13 protein-coding genes are annotated in these 17,126 nt (G+C 64.6%); 3 read left to right on the top strand and 10 right to left on the bottom strand.

Going from position 1 to position 17,126, the window contains the following annotated elements; all coding sequences use genetic code 11:
* Positions 1-9: 9 nt before the first annotated feature.
* The 3 genes from BMY22_RS06325 to BMY22_RS06315 all read right to left on the bottom strand — a co-directional run bounded on the left by BMY22_RS06325 (position 10) and on the right by BMY22_RS06315 (position 3,356).
* Positions 10-1,758: a potassium/proton antiporter gene (locus BMY22_RS06325; RefSeq protein WP_090620441.1), complete on the bottom strand. Its 1,749-nt coding sequence runs from the start codon at positions 1,756-1,758 to the stop codon at positions 10-12.
* Between the two features lie 189 nt (positions 1,759-1,947).
* Positions 1,948-2,163, bottom strand: a complete 216-nt coding sequence (locus BMY22_RS06320; protein WP_090620440.1) for a 2-hydroxymuconate tautomerase family protein — start codon at positions 2,161-2,163, stop codon at positions 1,948-1,950.
* Positions 2,151-3,356: a YbfB/YjiJ family MFS transporter gene (locus BMY22_RS06315; protein ID WP_090620438.1), complete on the bottom strand. Its 1,206-nt coding sequence runs from the start codon at positions 3,354-3,356 to the stop codon at positions 2,151-2,153. Before BMY22_RS06315 ends, BMY22_RS06320 begins: the two co-directional genes overlap by 13 nt.
* Positions 3,357-3,464: 108 nt before the next feature.
* Here BMY22_RS06315 and BMY22_RS06310 point away from each other — a divergent pair, with 108 nt between their 5' ends.
* Together BMY22_RS06310 and BMY22_RS06305 are read left to right on the top strand one after the other, a co-directional pair.
* Entirely contained in the window at positions 3,465-4,355 is an 891-nt protein-coding gene (locus BMY22_RS06310; protein ID WP_090620436.1) for a LysR family transcriptional regulator, read from the top strand.
* Between the two features lie 48 nt (positions 4,356-4,403).
* Positions 4,404-5,297 carry a 23S rRNA (adenine(2030)-N(6))-methyltransferase RlmJ gene (locus BMY22_RS06305; RefSeq protein ID WP_090620434.1) on the top strand — a complete coding sequence of 298 codons (894 nt, stop codon included), beginning with the start codon at positions 4,404-4,406 and terminating at the stop codon, positions 5,295-5,297.
* 43 nt (positions 5,298-5,340) lie between these two features.
* Here BMY22_RS06305 and msrA read toward each other — a convergent pair whose 3' ends face one another.
* From msrA to aceE, 7 genes are all read right to left on the bottom strand, one after another.
* On the bottom strand, positions 5,341-5,991 hold the full coding sequence (msrA, locus tag BMY22_RS06300; protein WP_090620432.1) for a peptide-methionine (S)-S-oxide reductase MsrA: 651 nt from the start codon (positions 5,989-5,991) through the stop codon (positions 5,341-5,343).
* 225 nt (positions 5,992-6,216) lie between these two features.
* Positions 6,217-6,702 (bottom strand): HEPN domain-containing protein, encoded by a 486-nt coding sequence (locus BMY22_RS23685; protein ID WP_143068464.1) that lies wholly within the window; start codon positions 6,700-6,702, stop codon positions 6,217-6,219.
* The gene (locus BMY22_RS06295) at positions 6,699-7,787 is read right to left on the bottom strand and encodes a DUF262 domain-containing protein (RefSeq protein WP_090620429.1); all 1,089 of its coding nucleotides are present in this window, start codon (positions 7,785-7,787) and stop codon (positions 6,699-6,701) included. Before BMY22_RS06295 ends, BMY22_RS23685 begins: the two co-directional genes overlap by 4 nt.
* Positions 7,788-7,918: 131 nt before the next feature.
* Positions 7,919-8,446, bottom strand: coding sequence for a hypothetical protein (locus tag BMY22_RS23680; RefSeq protein WP_143068463.1), 528 nt, complete (start codon positions 8,444-8,446; stop codon positions 7,919-7,921).
* A 625-nt stretch (positions 8,447-9,071) separates the two neighbouring features.
* The gene (locus BMY22_RS24630; protein WP_208599236.1) at positions 9,072-9,224 is read right to left on the bottom strand and encodes a hypothetical protein; all 153 of its coding nucleotides are present in this window, start codon (positions 9,222-9,224) and stop codon (positions 9,072-9,074) included.
* A gap of 376 nt (positions 9,225-9,600) precedes the next feature.
* Positions 9,601-11,226: a dihydrolipoyllysine-residue acetyltransferase gene (gene aceF, locus BMY22_RS06285; RefSeq protein WP_090620427.1), complete on the bottom strand. Its 1,626-nt coding sequence runs from the start codon at positions 11,224-11,226 to the stop codon at positions 9,601-9,603.
* 11 nt (positions 11,227-11,237) lie between these two features.
* Complete coding sequence (aceE, locus tag BMY22_RS06280; RefSeq protein WP_090620495.1) at positions 11,238-13,886, bottom strand: pyruvate dehydrogenase (acetyl-transferring), homodimeric type; 2,649 nt, start codon at positions 13,884-13,886, stop codon at positions 11,238-11,240.
* A gap of 240 nt (positions 13,887-14,126) precedes the next feature.
* On the opposite strand from aceE, the gene glnE reads away from it, so the two are divergent.
* On the top strand, positions 14,127-17,069 hold the full coding sequence (gene glnE / locus BMY22_RS06275) for a bifunctional [glutamate--ammonia ligase]-adenylyl-L-tyrosine phosphorylase/[glutamate--ammonia-ligase] adenylyltransferase (protein WP_090620425.1): 2,943 nt from the start codon (positions 14,127-14,129) through the stop codon (positions 17,067-17,069).
* Positions 17,070-17,126: the final 57 nt, after the last annotated feature.

Raw genomic sequence — 17,126 nt, 5'->3', positions numbered from 1 at the left:
GAACTTGTCTCAGAGGGACAGGCCCGGCCCCGGGCGGTTGTCGTCCTCGGGGAATTTCAGGCCGACCTTGCACACCCGGTCGCCGTCGGTGGCCGCCACGGTCCAGGTCAGGCCGTTCCACTCCGCATGGTCGCCGACCACCGGGTGGCCGCCGATCAGCCCGGCGATGAAGCGACCGAGCGACTGGTGGCCGTCGATGCCGTCGAGTTTGAGGCCGTAGAGCGCCGCCAGGGCGGCCAGTTCGGCCTCGCCCTCGAGCACGAAGTCGCCGAAGAAGCGCAGGTCCTGGCCGCGTTGCGGCGGCTGGCTGAACAGCTTGCCGAGGCTCGGCAGGTCCTCCTCGTGGCCGATCACGCAGAGCAGGTCGCCGACCTCCAGGCGGGTGCTGCCGGACGGGTGGAGCAACTGCCGGCCGCGGAACAGCGCGGCGATGCGGGTGCCGTCGGGCATCTTCAGGTCGCGCAGGGCGGCGCCGACGCACCATTTGCTGGCGCTCAGGCGGTAGATGAACAGCTCCCACTGGCTGGTGGGGTGGATCTGCAGGCCGGTCCGCGAGATCGGCGTCGGCGAGGGCGGCACCTCGACCCTGGCCTTGTGCGCCGCCCAGCCGAGGGTGGTGCCCTGCAGGAGCAGCGAGACCAGCACGATGAAGAAGGCCACGTTGAAGTAGAGGTTCGCCTGGGGCAGCCCGGCCATCAGCGGAAAGACCGCGAGGATCACCGGCACCGCGCCGCGCAGGCCGACCCAGGAGATGAACAGGCGCTCGCGCAGGTGGAAGTTGCGAAACGGCAGCAGGCCGAGGAACACCGACAGCGGGCGGGCGACGAGGATCATCCACAGCGACAGGCCCAGTGCCGGCAGGGCGATGGGCAGCAGCGCGCTGGGGGTGAGCAGCAGGCCGAGGACCAGGAACATGCCGATCTGGCTGATCCAGGCCAGGCCGTCGAACATGTGCAGGACGCCGTGGCGGTTGCGGATCGGCCGGTTGCCCATCAACAGGCCGCAGACGTAGACGGCGAGGATGCCGCTGCCGCCGATCGCTCCGGCGAGGGCGTAGATCATGATGCCGCCGCTGACCGCCAGGAGCGGATAGAGGCCGTCGGCCACGGTCAGACGGTTGATCAGTTGCAGTAGCAGCCAGCCGCCGGCGAGCCCGAGGGCGATGCCGATGCCGAACTGTTCCAGCAGGCTGAGCAGCACGCTCCAGCCGGAGCCGACCTGCCCGGAGGCGAGCATGTCGATCAGGGTGACGGTGAGGAACACCGCCATCGGGTCGTTGCTGCCCGACTCGATTTCCAGGGTGGCGCCGACCCGCTCGTTGATGCCCTTGCCGTTGAGCAGGTTGAACACCACCGCGGCATCCGTGGAGCCGACGATGGCGCCGATCAGCAGCCCTTGCAGCAGGCTGAGGTCGAACAGCCAGGCGGCGGCCAGCCCGGTCAGGCCGGAGGTGACCGCCACCCCCACGGTGGCCAGCGACATCGCCGGCCAGAGCGCCACGCGGAAGGTGGTCACGCGGGTACGCATGCCGCCGTCGAGGAGGATGATCGCCAGGGCCAGGTTGCTGACCAGGAAGGCCAGGGAATAGTCGTCGAAGACGATGCCGCCGATGCCGTCGACCCCGGCGAGCATGCCCACGGCGAGGAAGATCACCAGGATCGGGATGCCGAGCCGGGTGGACAGGGAGCTGAGCAGGATGCTGGAACCTACCAGCAGCGCGCCGATCAGGAACAGGGTGTTGATGGTTTCGGCATGCAAAACGGGGGTCTCCAAGGCGGCTGGCTGGCAGAAGGACCCATGCAATATGCATTGGACGTGCCAACGGATTAAAACCGCTGCCTTGGCCGGCTGTCAAAGACTATGTGCGGCACTTTGCCGCCCCCGGCGGGGGATAGGCTGGAAGAAGCCGGCGGCCCGTCGGTAGGGCCGGCCGGCGCGTTTTCGGGGTTATTGCGGCGGCTGGCCTTCGCCACGCCGGCGCTCGGTGACCGGGACGCCGCCGATGCCCCAGTTGTCGGTGTCCACCTCGTCGATCACCACCACGGTGGTCGCCGGGTTCTTGCCCAGCACTTCGACCAGCAGCCGGGTGGCACCTTCGATGAGCTGGCGTTTCTGTTCGGCGGTCGCGCCTTCGCGGGTGATCTTGATGTTCACGTAGGGCATTGCTGGATTTCCTTGTGCAGGGGGTGGAGGGGAATCAGCCAGGTCCAGGCGAGCGCCCAGAGCAGGGCGCCGGCGCCGAGGGCGAAGCTCTGGGTCAGGCTGCCGCCCTGACCGATCCACAGCCCGGCCAGCCAGGGGCCGGCGAGCTGGGCGCCGCCGTAGAGGGCGATCAGCGCGGCGGACAGGCGCGGCCCCTGGTGCGGCTGCAGGCTGCGCGCCAGGCGCTGGGTCAGCAGCACGCTGCCGACGAAGGTCCCGCCCACCAGCAGGGCACAGAGCAGCACGCCGTTCGCCCCCGGCCAGAGCAGCGGCGCGGCGGCGCCGAGGGCCTGCAGGGCGTAGCTGGCGAGCAGCGCGCGGCGATCGCCGAGGCGCGTGCCCAGGTGGTTCCACAGCGGGATCGACAGCAGGCAGGCGAGCGCGGTCCAGCGCCAGGCGCCTTCGAGCAGCGGATCGCCGGCCGGCAGTTGCTCGCGGGCCAGGGTCGGCAGGAAAGTCATCGGCAGGATGTAGCCGAGGCCGGCGCCGGCGTAGGCGAGAAACAGCGGCGTGCTGGCCCGGTCGAACAGCGCCGTGGCGGGCGCGGTGCCTTTTCCCGTGCCGCTCGCCGGGCGGGGCGGCAGTTGCAGGCGGGCCAGCAGCCAGACGCCGAGCAGGGCCAGCGGCACGGCCAGGGCGGCCATCGGCAGCCAGCGCTGCGCACCGGAAAGCGAGTCGGCCGGCCAGTTGGCCAGGCCGTTGGAGAGCAGCAGGCCGGCGGCGAAGCCGAGATAGACCAGACCGCTCAGCCCGGCGCGCTGCCGGCTGGCCAGCCATTCGAGGACCAGTGCCGGGGCGAGGACGAACACCACGCCGTTGCTGATGCCGTTGGCCAGGCGCAGGACCAGCAGCAGCGCGTAGTCGCCGGCGAAGCACTGCGCCAGGGTCAGCAGGGCGTTCAGCAGCAGGGCCAGGAACAGGCCCGGGCGCAGCCGCGACGGGGCGTGGAGGACCAAGGCGAGCAGGGCGCCGAGCAGGTAGCCGACGTAGTTCCAGGTCGCCAGCTGCGAGGCCTGCTGCAGATCGAGCAGGCCGTCGGCGAGAAAGTGCGGCAGCAGCGGGGTGAAGGCGAAGCGGCCGAGGGCGTGCACCACCACCAGCGCGGCGCTGCCGCCGAGCAGGGCGAGGACGATCTGACGGGGCGGTGCAGTCATGGGCAAGGCTCTCTTGTGGTTTTTCATCTACCTTAGCGATTGCCCCGGAAATACTGCCAGTGAAAAATACTGAAGCCGGTTTTCACTTTTGATGCTGTCGAGGTGCCCATGTCCTCCTGGGAACGACTCAATCCCCAGCTGCTGCGCCATTTCCTCGCGGTCAGTCGTTGCGGCTCGCTGATCGCTGCGGCCCAGGAGCTGCACTGCGTGCCGTCGAACGTTTCCGCGCGGCTGCGCCAGCTGGAGGCCCAGCTCGGCGTCGCGCTGTTCCAGCGCCAGGCGCAGCGCCTGCGCCTGACCCCGGCGGGAACCCGCCTGCTGCCCCATGCCGAGCAACTGGAGCAGCTCTGCCGGGCGGCCTGGAGCAGCGTCCAGGAAGACCTGTGGGCCGGCGAGTTGCGCCTGGGCTCGATGGAGTCCACCGCCGCGGTGCGCCTGCCGGAGGTGCTGGCCGCCCTCCACCGCGAGGCGCCGCGGCTCGACCTGAGCCTGGTGACCGGCACCAGCGGCCACCTGCTCGGCGAGGTGCTCGCCGGCCGGCTGGACGCCGCGCTGATCGGCGGTCCCCACGAGGACCCGCGGCTGCACGGCGAGGCGATCTGGCACGAGGAACTGGTGCTGGTGCTGCCGGAAGGGCTGGCTCCCGAGTCCCTGACGCAGGCGCCGGTGACCCTGCTCGGCTTTCCCAGCGGCTGCCACTACCGCGAGCGCCTGGAGCGCTGGAGCGAGCGCCACCGCCTGCAGGTCGGCGCGCGGCAGAGCTATGGCTCGATCGACGCGATCCTCGGCGCCGCCGCCGCCGGGATGGGCGTCGGCCTGCTGCCGCGCAGCCTGCTGGAGCTGCATCCCCGTGGCCGGTTGGTGCGCTGGCGGCCGATCGAGGCCGACCTGGCGGCGGCGCCGACCCTGCTGGTGCGCCGCCGCGACGCGCCCGTGCATGCCGCGCTGGAGCGCCTGCTCGAACTGCTGCGCGCCGAGCCGGTGCCGGCGACTGCGTGAGGCGGTCAGCAAGCGGGTAAACTGTGCGGCCCGAGGAGCCCCTTTGCCATGAACTACCGCCACGCCTTCCATGCCGGCAACCACGCCGACGTCCTGAAACACCTGACCCTGGCCCGCCTGATCGCCCTGCTGGCGCGCAAGGAGGCCCCCTTCGCCTACCTCGACAGCCACGCCGGCGTCGGCCTCTACGACCTGCAGGGCAATGCGGCCAGCCGCACCGGCGAGTGGCTGGAGGGCATCGCCCGCCTGTGGGACGCGGCGGACCTGCCCGCGCCGGCCGTCGACTACCTGAACGTAGTACGCGAGATGAACGCCGGCGGCAGGTTGCGCCACTATCCCGGCTCGCCCGAACTGGCGCGCCGCCTGACCCGCCCGCAGGACCGCCTGCTGCTCAACGAGAAGCACCCCGAGGACGGCCGCCTGCTCAAGGAGAACATGGCCGGCGACCGGCGCGTCGCGGTGCACTTGGGCGAGGGCTGGCATGTCCCGCGGGCCCTGCTGCCGGTGGCGGAGAAGCGCGCCCTGCTGCTGATCGACCCGCCCTTCGAGCAGGCCGACGAGCCGGAGCGTTGCGCCCTGGCGCTGCAGGAGGCCATCGGTCGGATGCGCCAGACGGTGGTGGCGATCTGGTACCCGATCAAGGACCTGCACCAGCTCCGGCGCTTCTATCAGGATCTGCAGAAAAGCGGCGCGCCCACGCTGCTGCGTGCCGAACTCTACGTGCACCCGGCCGATGAGGCGCAGCGCCTGAACGGTTCGGGCCTGGCAATCGCCAACCCGCCGTGGGGGCTCGAGGAGGAGCTGCGCCAGCTGCTGCCCTGGCTGGCCGAGCATCTGGCGCAGAGCCAGGGCGGCTGGCGGCTGGACTGGCTGGTCGAGGAGCAGCCGTTCGCCGCCAAACCGGCCACTCCGGCGGCCGGACGCAAGCGCCGCAAGCCGTAGGGCGGGTGCAACTCGCCGTGCCGTTGGTCTGCAGCTGCCGGTTTCAGGCCGGCGGCAGGCACACCCCGGTGCCGCCCAGCCCGCAGTAGCCGTCGGGGTTCTTCGCCAGGTACTGCTGGTGATAGGCCTCGGCGTAGTAGAACGGCGGGGCGTCGGCGATCTCGGTGGTGACCGGGCCGTAGCCGGCCTTCGCCAGTTCCGCCTGGAAGCGCTCCCGGCTGGCTTCGGCGGCGGCGCGCTGGGCGGCGTCGAAGCAGTAGATCGCCGAACGGTACTGGGTGCCGATGTCGCCGCCCTGGCGCATGCCCTGGGTCGGGTCGTGGATTTCCCAGAAGACCTTCAGCAGCGCCGGGTAATCGGTCTCCTGCGGATCGAACACCACCAGCACCACCTCGGTGTGCCCGGTCAGGCCGGAGCAGACTTCCTCGTAGGTCGGGTTCGGCGTGAGGCCGCCGGCATAGCCCACCGCGGTGCTCCATACCCCGGGTTGCTGCCAGAAGCGCCGTTCGGCACCCCAGAAGCAGCCGAGACCGAACAGCGCCTGCTGCAGTCCGGCCGGGAAGGGCGGTTTCAGGGGGTGGCCGTTGACGTGGTGGGCCGCCGGCACCGGCATGGCCTCGGCGCGTCCGGGCAGCGCCTGGGCGGGGTCGGGCAAGGCCAGCTTGTGGGCGAGAATCTGCGAGCGCAGCACCATGGGGGTTCTCCTGGGAGGGCGACGGGCGTCGCGGTGGTCGTGGGGGCTTTTGACGCCGGCCCAGTTTTAGCACCGGACTGGCGTCGGGAAAACATAACCTGCGCCCCAGAGGCGCCGAAGCGTCCCCTGCAACGTGCCCACGCAGGAGCGTGGGCACGATCAAAAACTCAAAAAAACAATACCGCCTAACGTCGCATTCAGCGGCTTATCCGCTGCAATGCCTTGTTAACTGGCGACACCCAGCACACTCTCTATATTGGATATTACAGCTTTAGTTAACGGGTATTTCTGACACAGCTCACCAAAAGTCAGGTTAAGACTCCCCTTTTTATGAACAACTGCGTGACGTGCCTTCATTAACGAGTCCCACGCCGCATGTTCTGGAGAATTTTCTATGTTATTTAAGAAGGAAACTTTGTAGGTCCCATCAAATCTGCTCAGTGTTTCGTTTATCTTCGATAGATCTGGGCTTCTGAATTTCTGAGACAAGGTTTTCTTTATGTAATTAGCTGCATGCTCGTCACCACAAAGATCTGCCCTTTTTGAGAAGACAGACTCTAAGTATTCTTCATACTCAGAGACTATCAGCACTACCAGCCCAGCCACCAAATATGTCTCCAATTCCTTGTCTTTTAAATTGGTAGGGTCAAGGTGGCTCACATGCTGCCTGCATGTTTCAATGGCATTGTCGATTCTTTGATAAAAGCTCATCGGATTAAGTACTGCCTTGCAAGGCTCATTCTTAGCTCAACGATCGACTCGTCTGCCGTTGCTCCGCGAACACCTTTCACAAAGGCGTCGTCTTTCTTGAGCTTGTCAAACCTGGCTTTTAGATCATCTGGGAATCCATTCTTTGCTAAAGCTGTCAAGGTAGAGTCAAACACAGCAACATTCAGGCCTGACCATATATGAAAGGGCTTTTCCCCAAGGAGCGCTACTACTTGGTCACAGGTGCTCTTGAAAAGCAATTTGAATCTCTCCTGCTTTTCTATATCCATATGCTGATTCTCTCGCATAAAATTTGACATGAAGTCTTTAATTGGCCTCTCATAGTTATCGCCATTCTCGTAGAAAGCAAAGAATCTAAGTATTAACTCGACGTCCTTCTGCCTCTTGTGCGGATAACTATTGCCAAATATCCTCCGCCAATTTTCATACTTATTTAAATCGCAGAGCAAATCGTTGAACTCTCCATGATAAACACAATTTCGTATTTCTTGGCCTACTAGCTGTGTCCCCCCTGTGTTTAACCTCTCAAAAATATGATAAACACTTGTATTGCCATTTGGGGTTATTTGCTTGACTACAAACGCACGCAGAACACTATCATTCAACTTGTTAAATGCAGCTTGATTGGAATCTTCAAGTTCAGCATACGTTTTATTATGGTATGGACTGTTTTCATTCAATCCTGTTAGCCTGAATACTTTTTTACGGCCGCCTTTGTCTGCTTCTCCAAAGTAACCATCAAAGAAATAAACAACAGACATTAGTCGTTGCTGGCCGTCAATGACGAGTTGCTCGTTATTGACCTCGTCAGTAAACAAAAATATTGCGGGAACAGGCAAACCAAGAAGGAATGATTCAATTAACCGGCTCGCTTGCTTAATGTTCCATACATAATTTCTTTGAAAGCCGGGAACTGTCATCGAACCTTTGCGATACTTAGACACCAATCCTTCTAATGTAAAGTCAGCCGGGTATGTAATTACCTCGTATGTGGCAGGTGTTGACTCCAAATCAAGCTCTTCGCTTTCAAGTTCTTCTAAACCTTCGTTGTAATCCGTTGCCATCATTTAGTCTCTTTATGCAATTTTAACTGTGGAGTTGATTAAGCCAGTTAACGATTAAGCTAACAGGCGAGCAAAAGCACAGCTTTTGCGAGTCCAGTGAGCGAAGCGAACGGTGTTGAGCGACTTGTTATGTTTCAACTGTATATTCCGTTGCCCATTTTTACATTCCCCAAATTGAGTGTGCCGGTGCCATCAGGGAATGCGTACACGACGCTGGTTGCTGCTAGCACCTCTTTGAGTGCCGCTAGCTCGTCAGGGGCTTGAGGAAGTGAGATTAGCAGGTGGCCTACAAGGCCGTATGATTCCTTGCTTACTTTTGCTAAGTATTCATATCCGGATGCTGCGGCAATTAAAGCGTCGTAGCCCCCTACAAACTTACCTGGGTGATTTGCTAGCTCGGCCTTGAATGTCATTGCCATGGCAAATGTTGTATAGGGAAGAGCTTGCTCATCATCGTCTTGGGCTTGCTCATATTTTACGAGATATGGCCCGTCATCAAGGAAGTCAACCTTTTGCTCAAGCGCCGTAGCTAAACGGTATGGCGAAGATATGTTTGTTTGTAATTCGGCTAGCTGGCCCGCCAAGGAGATTGATAAGACTGTCGCGCCGGCAACAGTCTTAAGCCATGCAATTAACTCATTTCTTTTTAGTTGCAGCTCCATGATTCCTCCTTGAAACATAACAATTAAGCTAACAGGCGAGCAAAAGCGCAGCTTTTGCGAGTCCAGTGAGCGAAGCGAACGGTGTTGAGCGCATAGTTAGGTTTCACGACAGGCTCCCAAATAAAGCGATTTTTGAAAGAATTCTTTCAAATTTTCGAAAACCTACTTCTCCCAAAAAAACGGATGGTAGCAGCAATGCGAAACCAAAAAGAGCGCCGATAAATACTCCGATTTCAGACCCGACTAGCGCCATGAACAAGCCGAAAGCAAAGAAGATGGCCCCAGCTAATGCGAAGCCTCTTCGTGAGCGAGTTTGGTCTGGGTAACGGTTTAGCATGTGATACCTAACGATTAAGCTAAGGGGCGGGCTTTAGCCCGTCCCAGCGAACGAAGTGAGCGATTTGAGCGCATTGTTATACGAACTAACCTCAATTAGAGAGCTCAAGGCCTTCGCCCCATTGTATGATTTCGTTTGTCCATGCGAGAACAAGGCAGAGACCGAGATTTTTAACGCCCCATTTACGACCCTCATCTCCGGCATAGCCGCCATAAATTTGATTGATTCGCTCTTCATAGAATTTTTCAAAATTGCCATAAGCAGTACTATCTAGGTGAATGCTTAGATCTATATCCGAGACGCATCTTTTTTGATGAAGCGCAGGAGCCCTTGAGATTCAATGGCTTCATGTACTTCAGAAATAGTGATGTCGTTATATTTTCCTGAATCAATCAGGCTGTTGATTTGCAGAATTAGAAGCGTCAGTGCTGTGACTTTCATGTGATCACCTTGCTTAGCATGTCTGTATAACTACTATTAGACACCAACTGGTGCATAACTCCCCGAACGGGCGTGGCGTATAACATTCCTGCCATGCCCGCTCTCCCTGTCTAGTTCGCGGCTTTCGCGGTCAAGATGACCGTTTCGGGACGTTATACACCATGCCTCCCGTACCTGCATCGGCTGGGTTGCGCCGCGCACTTCCTAGCTACGGCAAGACCTGCCTGCAGGTAGGTGGCGCAGGCTTTCCGGTAGGACCGGGCGGGTATCGTCCGGGGCATGCCTGTGGCCTTCGAAAAGGACGCATAAAAAAGCCCCGCCACAAGGGCGGGGCCGAAGATTAAAGAGCGTGACGGGCGCGCTCTTTAAGGGAAGCTCACAGCAGCATCGAGCGGATATCCGCCAGCACGTCGCTGAGGCGCTTGGTGAAACGCGCCGCGGCGGCGCCGTTGATCACCCGGTGGTCGTAGGACAGCGACAGCGGCAGCATCAGGCGCGGCTGGAAGGCCTTGCCGTCCCACACCGGCTGCATCGTGGCCTTGGACACGCCGAGGATCGCCACTTCCGGCGCATTGACGATCGGCGTGAAGCCGGTGCCGCCAATGTGGCCGAGGCTGGAGATGGTGAAGCAGGCACCCTGCATGGCGTCGGCGCCGAGCTTCTTGCTGCGCGCCTTCTCCGCCAGTTCGGCGGTCTCGGCGGCCAGCTGCAGCAGGCTCTTCTGGTCGACGTTGCGGATCACCGGGACCAGCAGGCCGTCCGGGGTGTCCACGGCGAAGCCGATGTGCACGTACTTCTTGCGGATCACCGCCTGGCCGCCCGGGGCCAGGGAGCTGTTGAACTCCGGCAGCTCCCTGAGCAGGTAGGCGCAGGCCTTGAGCAGCAGCGGCAGCACGGTCAGCTTGACCCCGGCCTTCTCGGCGACGGCCTTCTGCGCGACGCGGAAGGCTTCCAGGTCGGTGATGTCGGCCGAGTCGAACTGGGTCACGTGCGGCACGTTCAGCCAGCTGCGGTGCAGGTTGGCGGCGCCGACCTGCATCAGGCGGGTCATCGGCAGCTCTTCCACCTCGCCGTACTTGGCGAAGTCGACCGGCGGAATCGGCGGGATGCCGGCGCCGCCGGTGGCACCGGCAGCCGGCGCCTCCTTGGCCTTCTGCATCATCGCCTTGACGTAGACCTGCACGTCCTCCTTGAGGACGCGACCGCGCGGGCCGCTGGCAGTCACCGCCGCCAGCTCGACGCCGAACTCGCGGGCCAGCTGGCGCACGGCCGGACCGGCATGCACCTTGGCACCGTTGCGGGTCGGTGCGCCGACCGGCGCCGCGGCCGGGGCAGCAGCAGCTGCCGGAGCGGCAGGTGCGACGGCCGGCTGGGCTGGGGCTGCCGCGGGGGCGGGCGCCGCTGCGGCCGGAGCCGGAGCCGCTGCACCGCCGGCGCTGCGCAGGACCAGGATCAGATCGCCGGTGCCGACTTCGTCGTTCAGCGCGATGGAGACGCTCTCCACCAGGCCGGCGGCCGGGGAGGGGATCTCCATGCTGGCCTTGTCGGACTCCAGGACGATCAGCGACTGCTCGGCCTGGACCTGATCGCCGGCCTTGACCAGCACCTCGATGATCTTCGCCTTGCCGGCCGAGCCGATGTCGGGAACCCGAATCTCCTGGCTCGTGGCGGCGGCTGCGGCCGGCGCGGGGGCCGCAGCCGCCGGGGCGGGTGCCTCGGCGACCGGTGCCGGTGCGGCGGGTGCGGCGGCCGGTGCCGGCGCGGCAGCGCCTGCAGCGAGCTCGAGTTCGATGATCGCGTCGCCTTCCTTGAGCTTGTCGCCCAGTTTGACGGTTACGCTCTTCACCACCCCGGCCTTGGGACTGGGGACTTCCATGCTGGCCTTGGCGGATTCCAGCACCACCAGGCCCTGCTCGACCGCGATGCTATCGCCGGCCTTGACCAGCACTTCGATGACTTCCCCATCGCCGCCGATATCGGGTACGCGGATGATTTCGCTCACGATAGCTCTCCTCAGCAGTCCAGGGGGTTGCGCTTGTCGGGATCGATGCCGAACTTGGCGATGGCTTCGGCCACCACCTTGGCTTCGATGTCGCCGCGATCGGCCAGCGCTTCCAGCGCGGCCAGCACCACCCAGTAGCGGTCCACCTCGAAGAAGTGGCGCAGCTTCTTGCGGCTGTCGCTACGGCCGAAGCCGTCGGTGCCGAGCACCTTGTATTCCTTGCTCGGAACCCACTGGCGGATCTGGTCGGCGAACAGCTTCATGTAGTCGCTGGAGGCCACCACCGGGCCCTTGCGGCCGGTCAGGCACTGCTCGACGTAGGTCTGCTCCGGCTTCTGTCCCGGGTGCAGGCGGTTGCGGCGCTCCACGGCCAGGCCGTCGCGGCGCAGCTCGTTGAAGCTGGTCACGCTCCACACGTCGGCGGCGATGTTGTAGTCCTCGCGGAGGATCTTCGCCGCTTCGCGCACTTCGCGCAGGATGGTGCCGCAGCCGAGCAGCTGGACGTGGTGCGCGGCGTCGCGCTTGTCCTCTTCCAGCAGGTACATGCCCTTGACGATGCCTTCCTCGACGCCTGCCGGCATGGCCGGCTGGGTGTAGGCCTCGTTCATCGCGGTGATGTAGTAGAAGACGTTCTGCTGCTCTTCGGTCATCTGGCGGATGCCGTCGCGGATGATCACCGCCATCTCGTAGGCATAGGTCGGATCGTAGGTGCGGCAGTTGGGGATGGTCGAGGCCATGATGTGGCTGTGACCGTCCTCGTGCTGCAGGCCTTCGCCGTTGAGCGTGGTGCGTCCGGCGGTACCGCCGATCAGGAAGCCGCGCGCCTGGCTGTCGCCGGCCGCCCAGGCCAGGTCGCCGATGCGCTGGAAGCCGAACATCGAGTAGAACACGTAGAACGGCAGCATCGGCTGGTTGTGGTTGCTATACGAGGTCGCCGCGGCGATCCAGCTGGACATGGCGCCGGCCTCGTTGATGCCTTCCTCGAGGATCTGGCCCTTCTTGTCCTCGCGGTAGAACATCACCTGGTCCTTGTCCACCGGCTCGTAGAGCTGGCCGACCGAGGAGTAGATGCCGAGCTGGCGGAACATGCCTTCCATGCCGAAGGTACGCGCTTCGTCGGGGATGATCGGCACGATGCGCGAGCCCAGCTCCTTGTCCTTGACCAGCTGCGCGAGAATTCGCACGAAGGCCATGGTGGTGGAGATTTCGCGGTCGCCGGTGCCGTCGAGGATCGCCTTGAGGGTGTCCAGCGGCGGGGTCGGGATGCTGATGCTCTTGCTGCGGCGCTGCGGGACGAAGCCGCCCAGGGCCTCGCGGCGGCTGCGCAGGTACTTCATCTCCGGGCTGCTCTCGTCCGGCCGGTAGAACGGCAGGGTTTCCAGCTCCTCGTCCTTGAGCGGGATGTCGAACTTGTCGCGGAAGAGCTTGAGGCTCTCGACATCCATCTTCTTCACGTTGTGGGCGATGTTCTTCGCCTCGCCGGCTCCGGTACCGTAGCCCTTGATGGTCTTGGCGAGGATCACGCTCGGCTGGCCCTTGTGGTTGACCGCCTGGTGATAGGCGGCATAGACCTTGTAGGGGTCGTGGCCGCCGCGATTGAGTTTCCAGATGTCCTCGTCGGACATCTCCTTGACCATCTCCCGCAGCTCGGGACGAGCGCCGAAGAAGTGTTCGCGGACGAAGGCACCGTCTTTGGCTTTGTAGTTCTGGTAGTCGCCGTCGACCACCTCGTCCATGCGCTGCTGCAGCAGGCCGGCATGGTCCTTGGCGAACAGCGGGTCCCAGAAGCGGCCCCAGACCACCTTGTTGACGTTCCACTGGGCGCCGCGGAACACGCCTTCGAGTTCCTGGATGATCTTGCCGTTACCGCGCACCGGGCCGTCGAGGCGCTGCAGGTTGCAGTTGATGACGAAGATCAGGTTGTCCAGCTTCTCGCGGCCGGCCAGGGCGATGGCGCCGAGGGATTCCGGCTCGTCGCACTCGCCGTCGCCCATGAAGCACCAGACTTTCTGCTTGCCGGGGGTGATGAAGCCGCGGTCTTCCAGGTACTTCATGAAGCGCGCCTGGTAGATCGCCTGGATCGGACCCAGGCCCATGGAAACGGTGGGGAACTGCCAGAAGTCCGGCATCAGGTGCGGGTGCGGGTAGGAGGACAGGCCGTTGCCGTCGACTTCCTGCCGGTAGTTCTGCAGCTGATCTTCGCTCAGGCGGCCTTCGAGGAAGGCGCGGGCGTAGACGCCGGGGGAGGCGTGGCCCTGGAAGTAGATCAGGTCGCCGCCGTGTTCCGCGGTGGGGGCCTGGAAGAAATAGTTGAAACCGACGTCGTAGAGGGTGGCGCTGGAGGCGAAGCTGGAGATGTGGCCGCCCAGGTCCGGGTCCTTCTTGTTCGCCCGCATGACAGTGGCCAGAGCATTCCAGCGCACCAGGGAGCGGATGCGGCGTTCCATGAACAGGTCGCCAGGCATGGGCGCTTCGTGGGTCACCGGAATGGTGTTGCGGTAGGGCGTGGTGATCGCGTAGGGCAGCTGGGTGCCCGTACGGGTGGCCAGTTCGCCCATCCGGGTCAGCAGATAGTGGGCCCGGTCTTCGCCTTCGTGATCGAGGACGGACTCGAGGGCGTCCAGCCACTCCTGAGTTTCGATGGGGTCAAGGTCTTGCATGTCTGGCATGTCTTGCTCCATAGCGGAAGGCTTCCTTGAGTCGGGAGCCTGGATGCGCTGCCGGCCTTATGGGCGGTAGCGGGATTGTTTTTAGTGGGTCGGCGGGTGATCCGACTGTCTTGTAGTTTTACTACAAAACAATGGCGCTTTCAGCCCCCCTCCCAGGAATTTTGTAAAATCCACTTCTTCGCTGGGCTTGGAGCCGACACCGGACGGGTGCCGTCGAAACAGGACAGATACATGACCCTACCCCTGCTGGTCGCCCTGCCTGCCGCGCTGGAAACCCTGGCCAGCCGCGCCCTGGAGGCGTTCGAGCACGCCGTCGGCGCGCTCGGCGAAGCCCCCGCGCAAGCCTTTTCCAGCTGGCCCGAAGCGCGCCGCGCGGCCTTCGCGCGGGTCTGCGCGAACAGCGAGTTCGTCGCCGAGCAGGCGCTGCGCGATCCCTCGATGCTCCTGCGGCTGGCCGACGGCGGCACCCTGGAGCGCTCCCTGGCGCCGGACGAGCTGCGCGCGGAACTGACGGCGCTGCTCGCCGACTGCGCGGACGAGGAGGAGCTGGGCCGGCGGCTGCGGCGTTTCCGCAATCGCCAGCAGCTGCGCATCGTCTGGCGCGACATCACGCGCCAGGCGGATCTGGTCGAGACCTGCCGCGACCTCTCCGAACTCGCCGATACCTGCATCGACCAGGCCTGCCGCTGGTTGCACGAACGGCTCTGCGCGCAGTCCGGCACGCCGCTCGGGCGCCGCTCCGGCCAGCCGCAGCAACTGGTGGTGCTCGGCATGGGCAAGCTGGGCGCCGGCGAGCTGAACCTCTCCTCGGACATCGACCTGATCTTCGCCTACTCGGAGGGCGGCGAGACCGCGGGGGGCAAGCGCACCCTGGACAACCAGGAGTTCTTCGTCCGCCTCGGCCAGAAGCTGATCAAGGCGCTGGATGCCATCACCGTGGACGGCCAGGCCTTCCGTGTCGACATGCGCCTGCGTCCCTACGGCTCCAGCGGGCCGCTGGTCTACAGCTTCAGCGCCATGGAGCAGTACTACCAGGACCAGGGGCGCGACTGGGAACGCTACGCGATGATCAAGGCGCGGGTGGTCGGCGGCGACCGCGAGGCCGGAGCCCGCCTGCTGGAGCTGCTGCGGCCGTTCGTCTACCGGCGCTACCTGGACTTCTCCGCGATCGAGGCGCTGCGCGACATGAAGCAGCTGATCCGCCAGGAGGTGCGCCGCAAGGGCATGGCGGACAACGTCAAGCTGGGCGCCGGGGGCATCCGCGAGGTGGAATTCGTCGCCCAGGTGTTCCAGCTGATCCACGGCGGCCGTGACCGCAGCCTGCAGCAAAGGCCGCTGCTGACGGTGCTGACCACCCTCGAGGGGCAGGGCTACCTGCCGCCGGCGGTGGTGGCCGAGCTGCGCGAGGGCTACGAGTTCCTGCGCTACACCGAGCATGCCCTGCAGGCCATCGCCGACCGCCAGACGCAGATGCTCCCGGACAACGAACTCGACCGCGCGCGGGTCGCCTGCCTGCTCGGCTGCGCCGACTGGGAGGCGTTCCTCGAGCGGCTGGCGCACTGGCGCGAGCGGGTCGACTGGCATTTTCGCCAGGTGATCGCCGCGCCCGGCGAGGACGAGGCGCCCGACGAGCGGCCGGTCGACACCCGCTGGCTGCCCTTGTGGGAGAGCGCCGGGGACGAGGCCGCGGCCTGCCGGCAGCTCGCCGAGGCCGGCTTCGCCGATCCGCAACAGGTCTGCCAGCGCCTCGCGGCGCTGCGCGGCGGCAGCCAGGTACGTAGCATGCAGCGCCTCGGCCGCGAGCGGCTGGATGCCTTCATTCCGCAACTGCTGGCCCAGGCGGCGGAGCAGGACGACCCCGATCTGGTGCTGGAGCGGGTGCTGCCGCTGGTCGAGGCGGTGGCGCGGCGTTCCGCCTACCTGGTGCTGCTCACCGAAAATCCCGGTGCCCTGCAGCGCCTGCTCAGCCTCTGCGCCGCCAGTCCGCTGGTCGCCGGGCAGATCGCCCGCTTTCCCCAGCTGCTCGACCAGCTGCTCAACGAGGAGCGCCTGTACAGCCCGCCGCAGGAGGCGGAGCTGGCCGCTGAGCTGAACGCGCTGCTGCTGCGCATCCCCGAGGACGACCTGGAACAGCAGATGGAAGCGCTGCGCCACTTCAAGCTGGCTCACCGGTTGCGCGTCGCCGCCTCGGAAATCGCCGGCACCCTGCCCTTGATGAAGGTCAGCGACTACCTGACCTGGCTGGCCGAGGCGATCCTCGACCAGGTGCTCACGCTCGCCTGGCGGCAGATGGTCGTCCGTCACGGCAACCCCAGGCGCGGCGACGGCAGCCCCTGCGACCTGGACTTCATCATCGTCGGCTACGGCAAGGTCGGCGGCATCGAGCTGGGCCACGGCTCGGACCTGGACCTGGTGTTCATCCACGACGGCGACCCGCAGGCCGAGACCGACGGCGCCAAGCCGATCGACGGCGCGCAGTTCTTCACCCGCCTGGGCCAGCGCATCGTCCACCTGCTCACCGCGCAGACGCCGTCCGGGCAGCTCTACGAGGTGGACATGCGCCTGCGCCCGAGCGGCAACGCAGGGCTTTTGGTCAGCTCGCTCGGCGCCTTCCAGCGCTACCAGGAGCATGAAGCCTGGACCTGGGAGCACCAGGCGCTGGTGCGCGCCCGGGTGCTGGTCGGCAGCCCGCGGCTGGCCGCCGCCTTCGCCCAGGTGCGCGCCCAGGTGCTGGCCCGCCCGCGCGAGCTGGACAGCCTGCGCCGCGAGGTCGGCGAGATGCGCGCGAAGATGCGCGCCAACCTCGGCACCGCGAGCACGGCCGCCGGCACGGCGGAGAACGCCTTCGAGGCGGCGCTCCCCTTCAACCTCAAGCAGGACGCCGGCGGTATCGTCGATATCGAATTTATGGTGCAATATGCGGCCCTCGCCTGGTCGCACCAGCATCCCGAGCTGTTGCGTTACACCGACAACATCCGGATTCTGGACGGCCTCGCGCAGGCCGGCCTGCTGCCGTGCGACGAGGTTCGCCTGCTGCAGGAAGCCTACAAGGCCTATCGCGCCGCCGCCCACCGCCTGGCCCTGCAGAAGCAGCCGGGCGTGGTGGGCGGCGATCAGTTCCGGGACGAACGTCGTGCGGTGATGCGGATCTGGCGGGAACTGGGGTTGAGCTGAGCGGGGCGCCTGCGGGGGGCCTGCCGAAGGGGGTGGCGCAGCGCGCCGCCCGGTCTG

This window comes from Azotobacter beijerinckii (assembly GCF_900110885.1).
GTDB classification, from domain to species: domain Bacteria; phylum Pseudomonadota; class Gammaproteobacteria; order Pseudomonadales; family Pseudomonadaceae; genus Azotobacter; species Azotobacter beijerinckii.
This window is presented reverse-complemented; position numbering and strand designations above follow the sequence as displayed.

Coding starts and splice junctions, on each gene's coding strand:
- BMY22_RS23685 (WP_143068464.1), bottom strand. CDS start 6,702: ATGAGCTTTTATCAAAGAATCGACAATGCCATTGAAACATGCAGGCAG.
- BMY22_RS06315 (WP_090620438.1), bottom strand. CDS start 3,356: ATGACTGCACCGCCCCGTCAGATCGTCCTCGCCCTGCTCGGCGGCAGC.
- BMY22_RS06310 (WP_090620436.1), top strand. CDS start 3,465: ATGTCCTCCTGGGAACGACTCAATCCCCAGCTGCTGCGCCATTTCCTC.
- BMY22_RS06320 (WP_090620440.1), bottom strand. CDS start 2,163: ATGCCCTACGTGAACATCAAGATCACCCGCGAAGGCGCGACCGCCGAA.
- BMY22_RS23680 (WP_143068463.1), bottom strand. CDS start 8,446: ATGGAGCTGCAACTAAAAAGAAATGAGTTAATTGCATGGCTTAAGACT.
- aceE (WP_090620495.1), bottom strand. CDS start 13,886: ATGCAAGACCTTGACCCCATCGAAACTCAGGAGTGGCTGGACGCCCTC.
- msrA (WP_090620432.1), bottom strand. CDS start 5,991: ATGGTGCTGCGCTCGCAGATTCTCGCCCACAAGCTGGCCTTGCCCGAC.
- BMY22_RS06305 (WP_090620434.1), top strand. CDS start 4,404: ATGAACTACCGCCACGCCTTCCATGCCGGCAACCACGCCGACGTCCTG.
- glnE (WP_090620425.1), top strand. CDS start 14,127: ATGACCCTACCCCTGCTGGTCGCCCTGCCTGCCGCGCTGGAAACCCTG.
- BMY22_RS24630 (WP_208599236.1), bottom strand. CDS start 9,224: ATGAAAGTCACAGCACTGACGCTTCTAATTCTGCAAATCAACAGCCTG.
- BMY22_RS06295 (WP_090620429.1), bottom strand. CDS start 7,787: ATGATGGCAACGGATTACAACGAAGGTTTAGAAGAACTTGAAAGCGAA.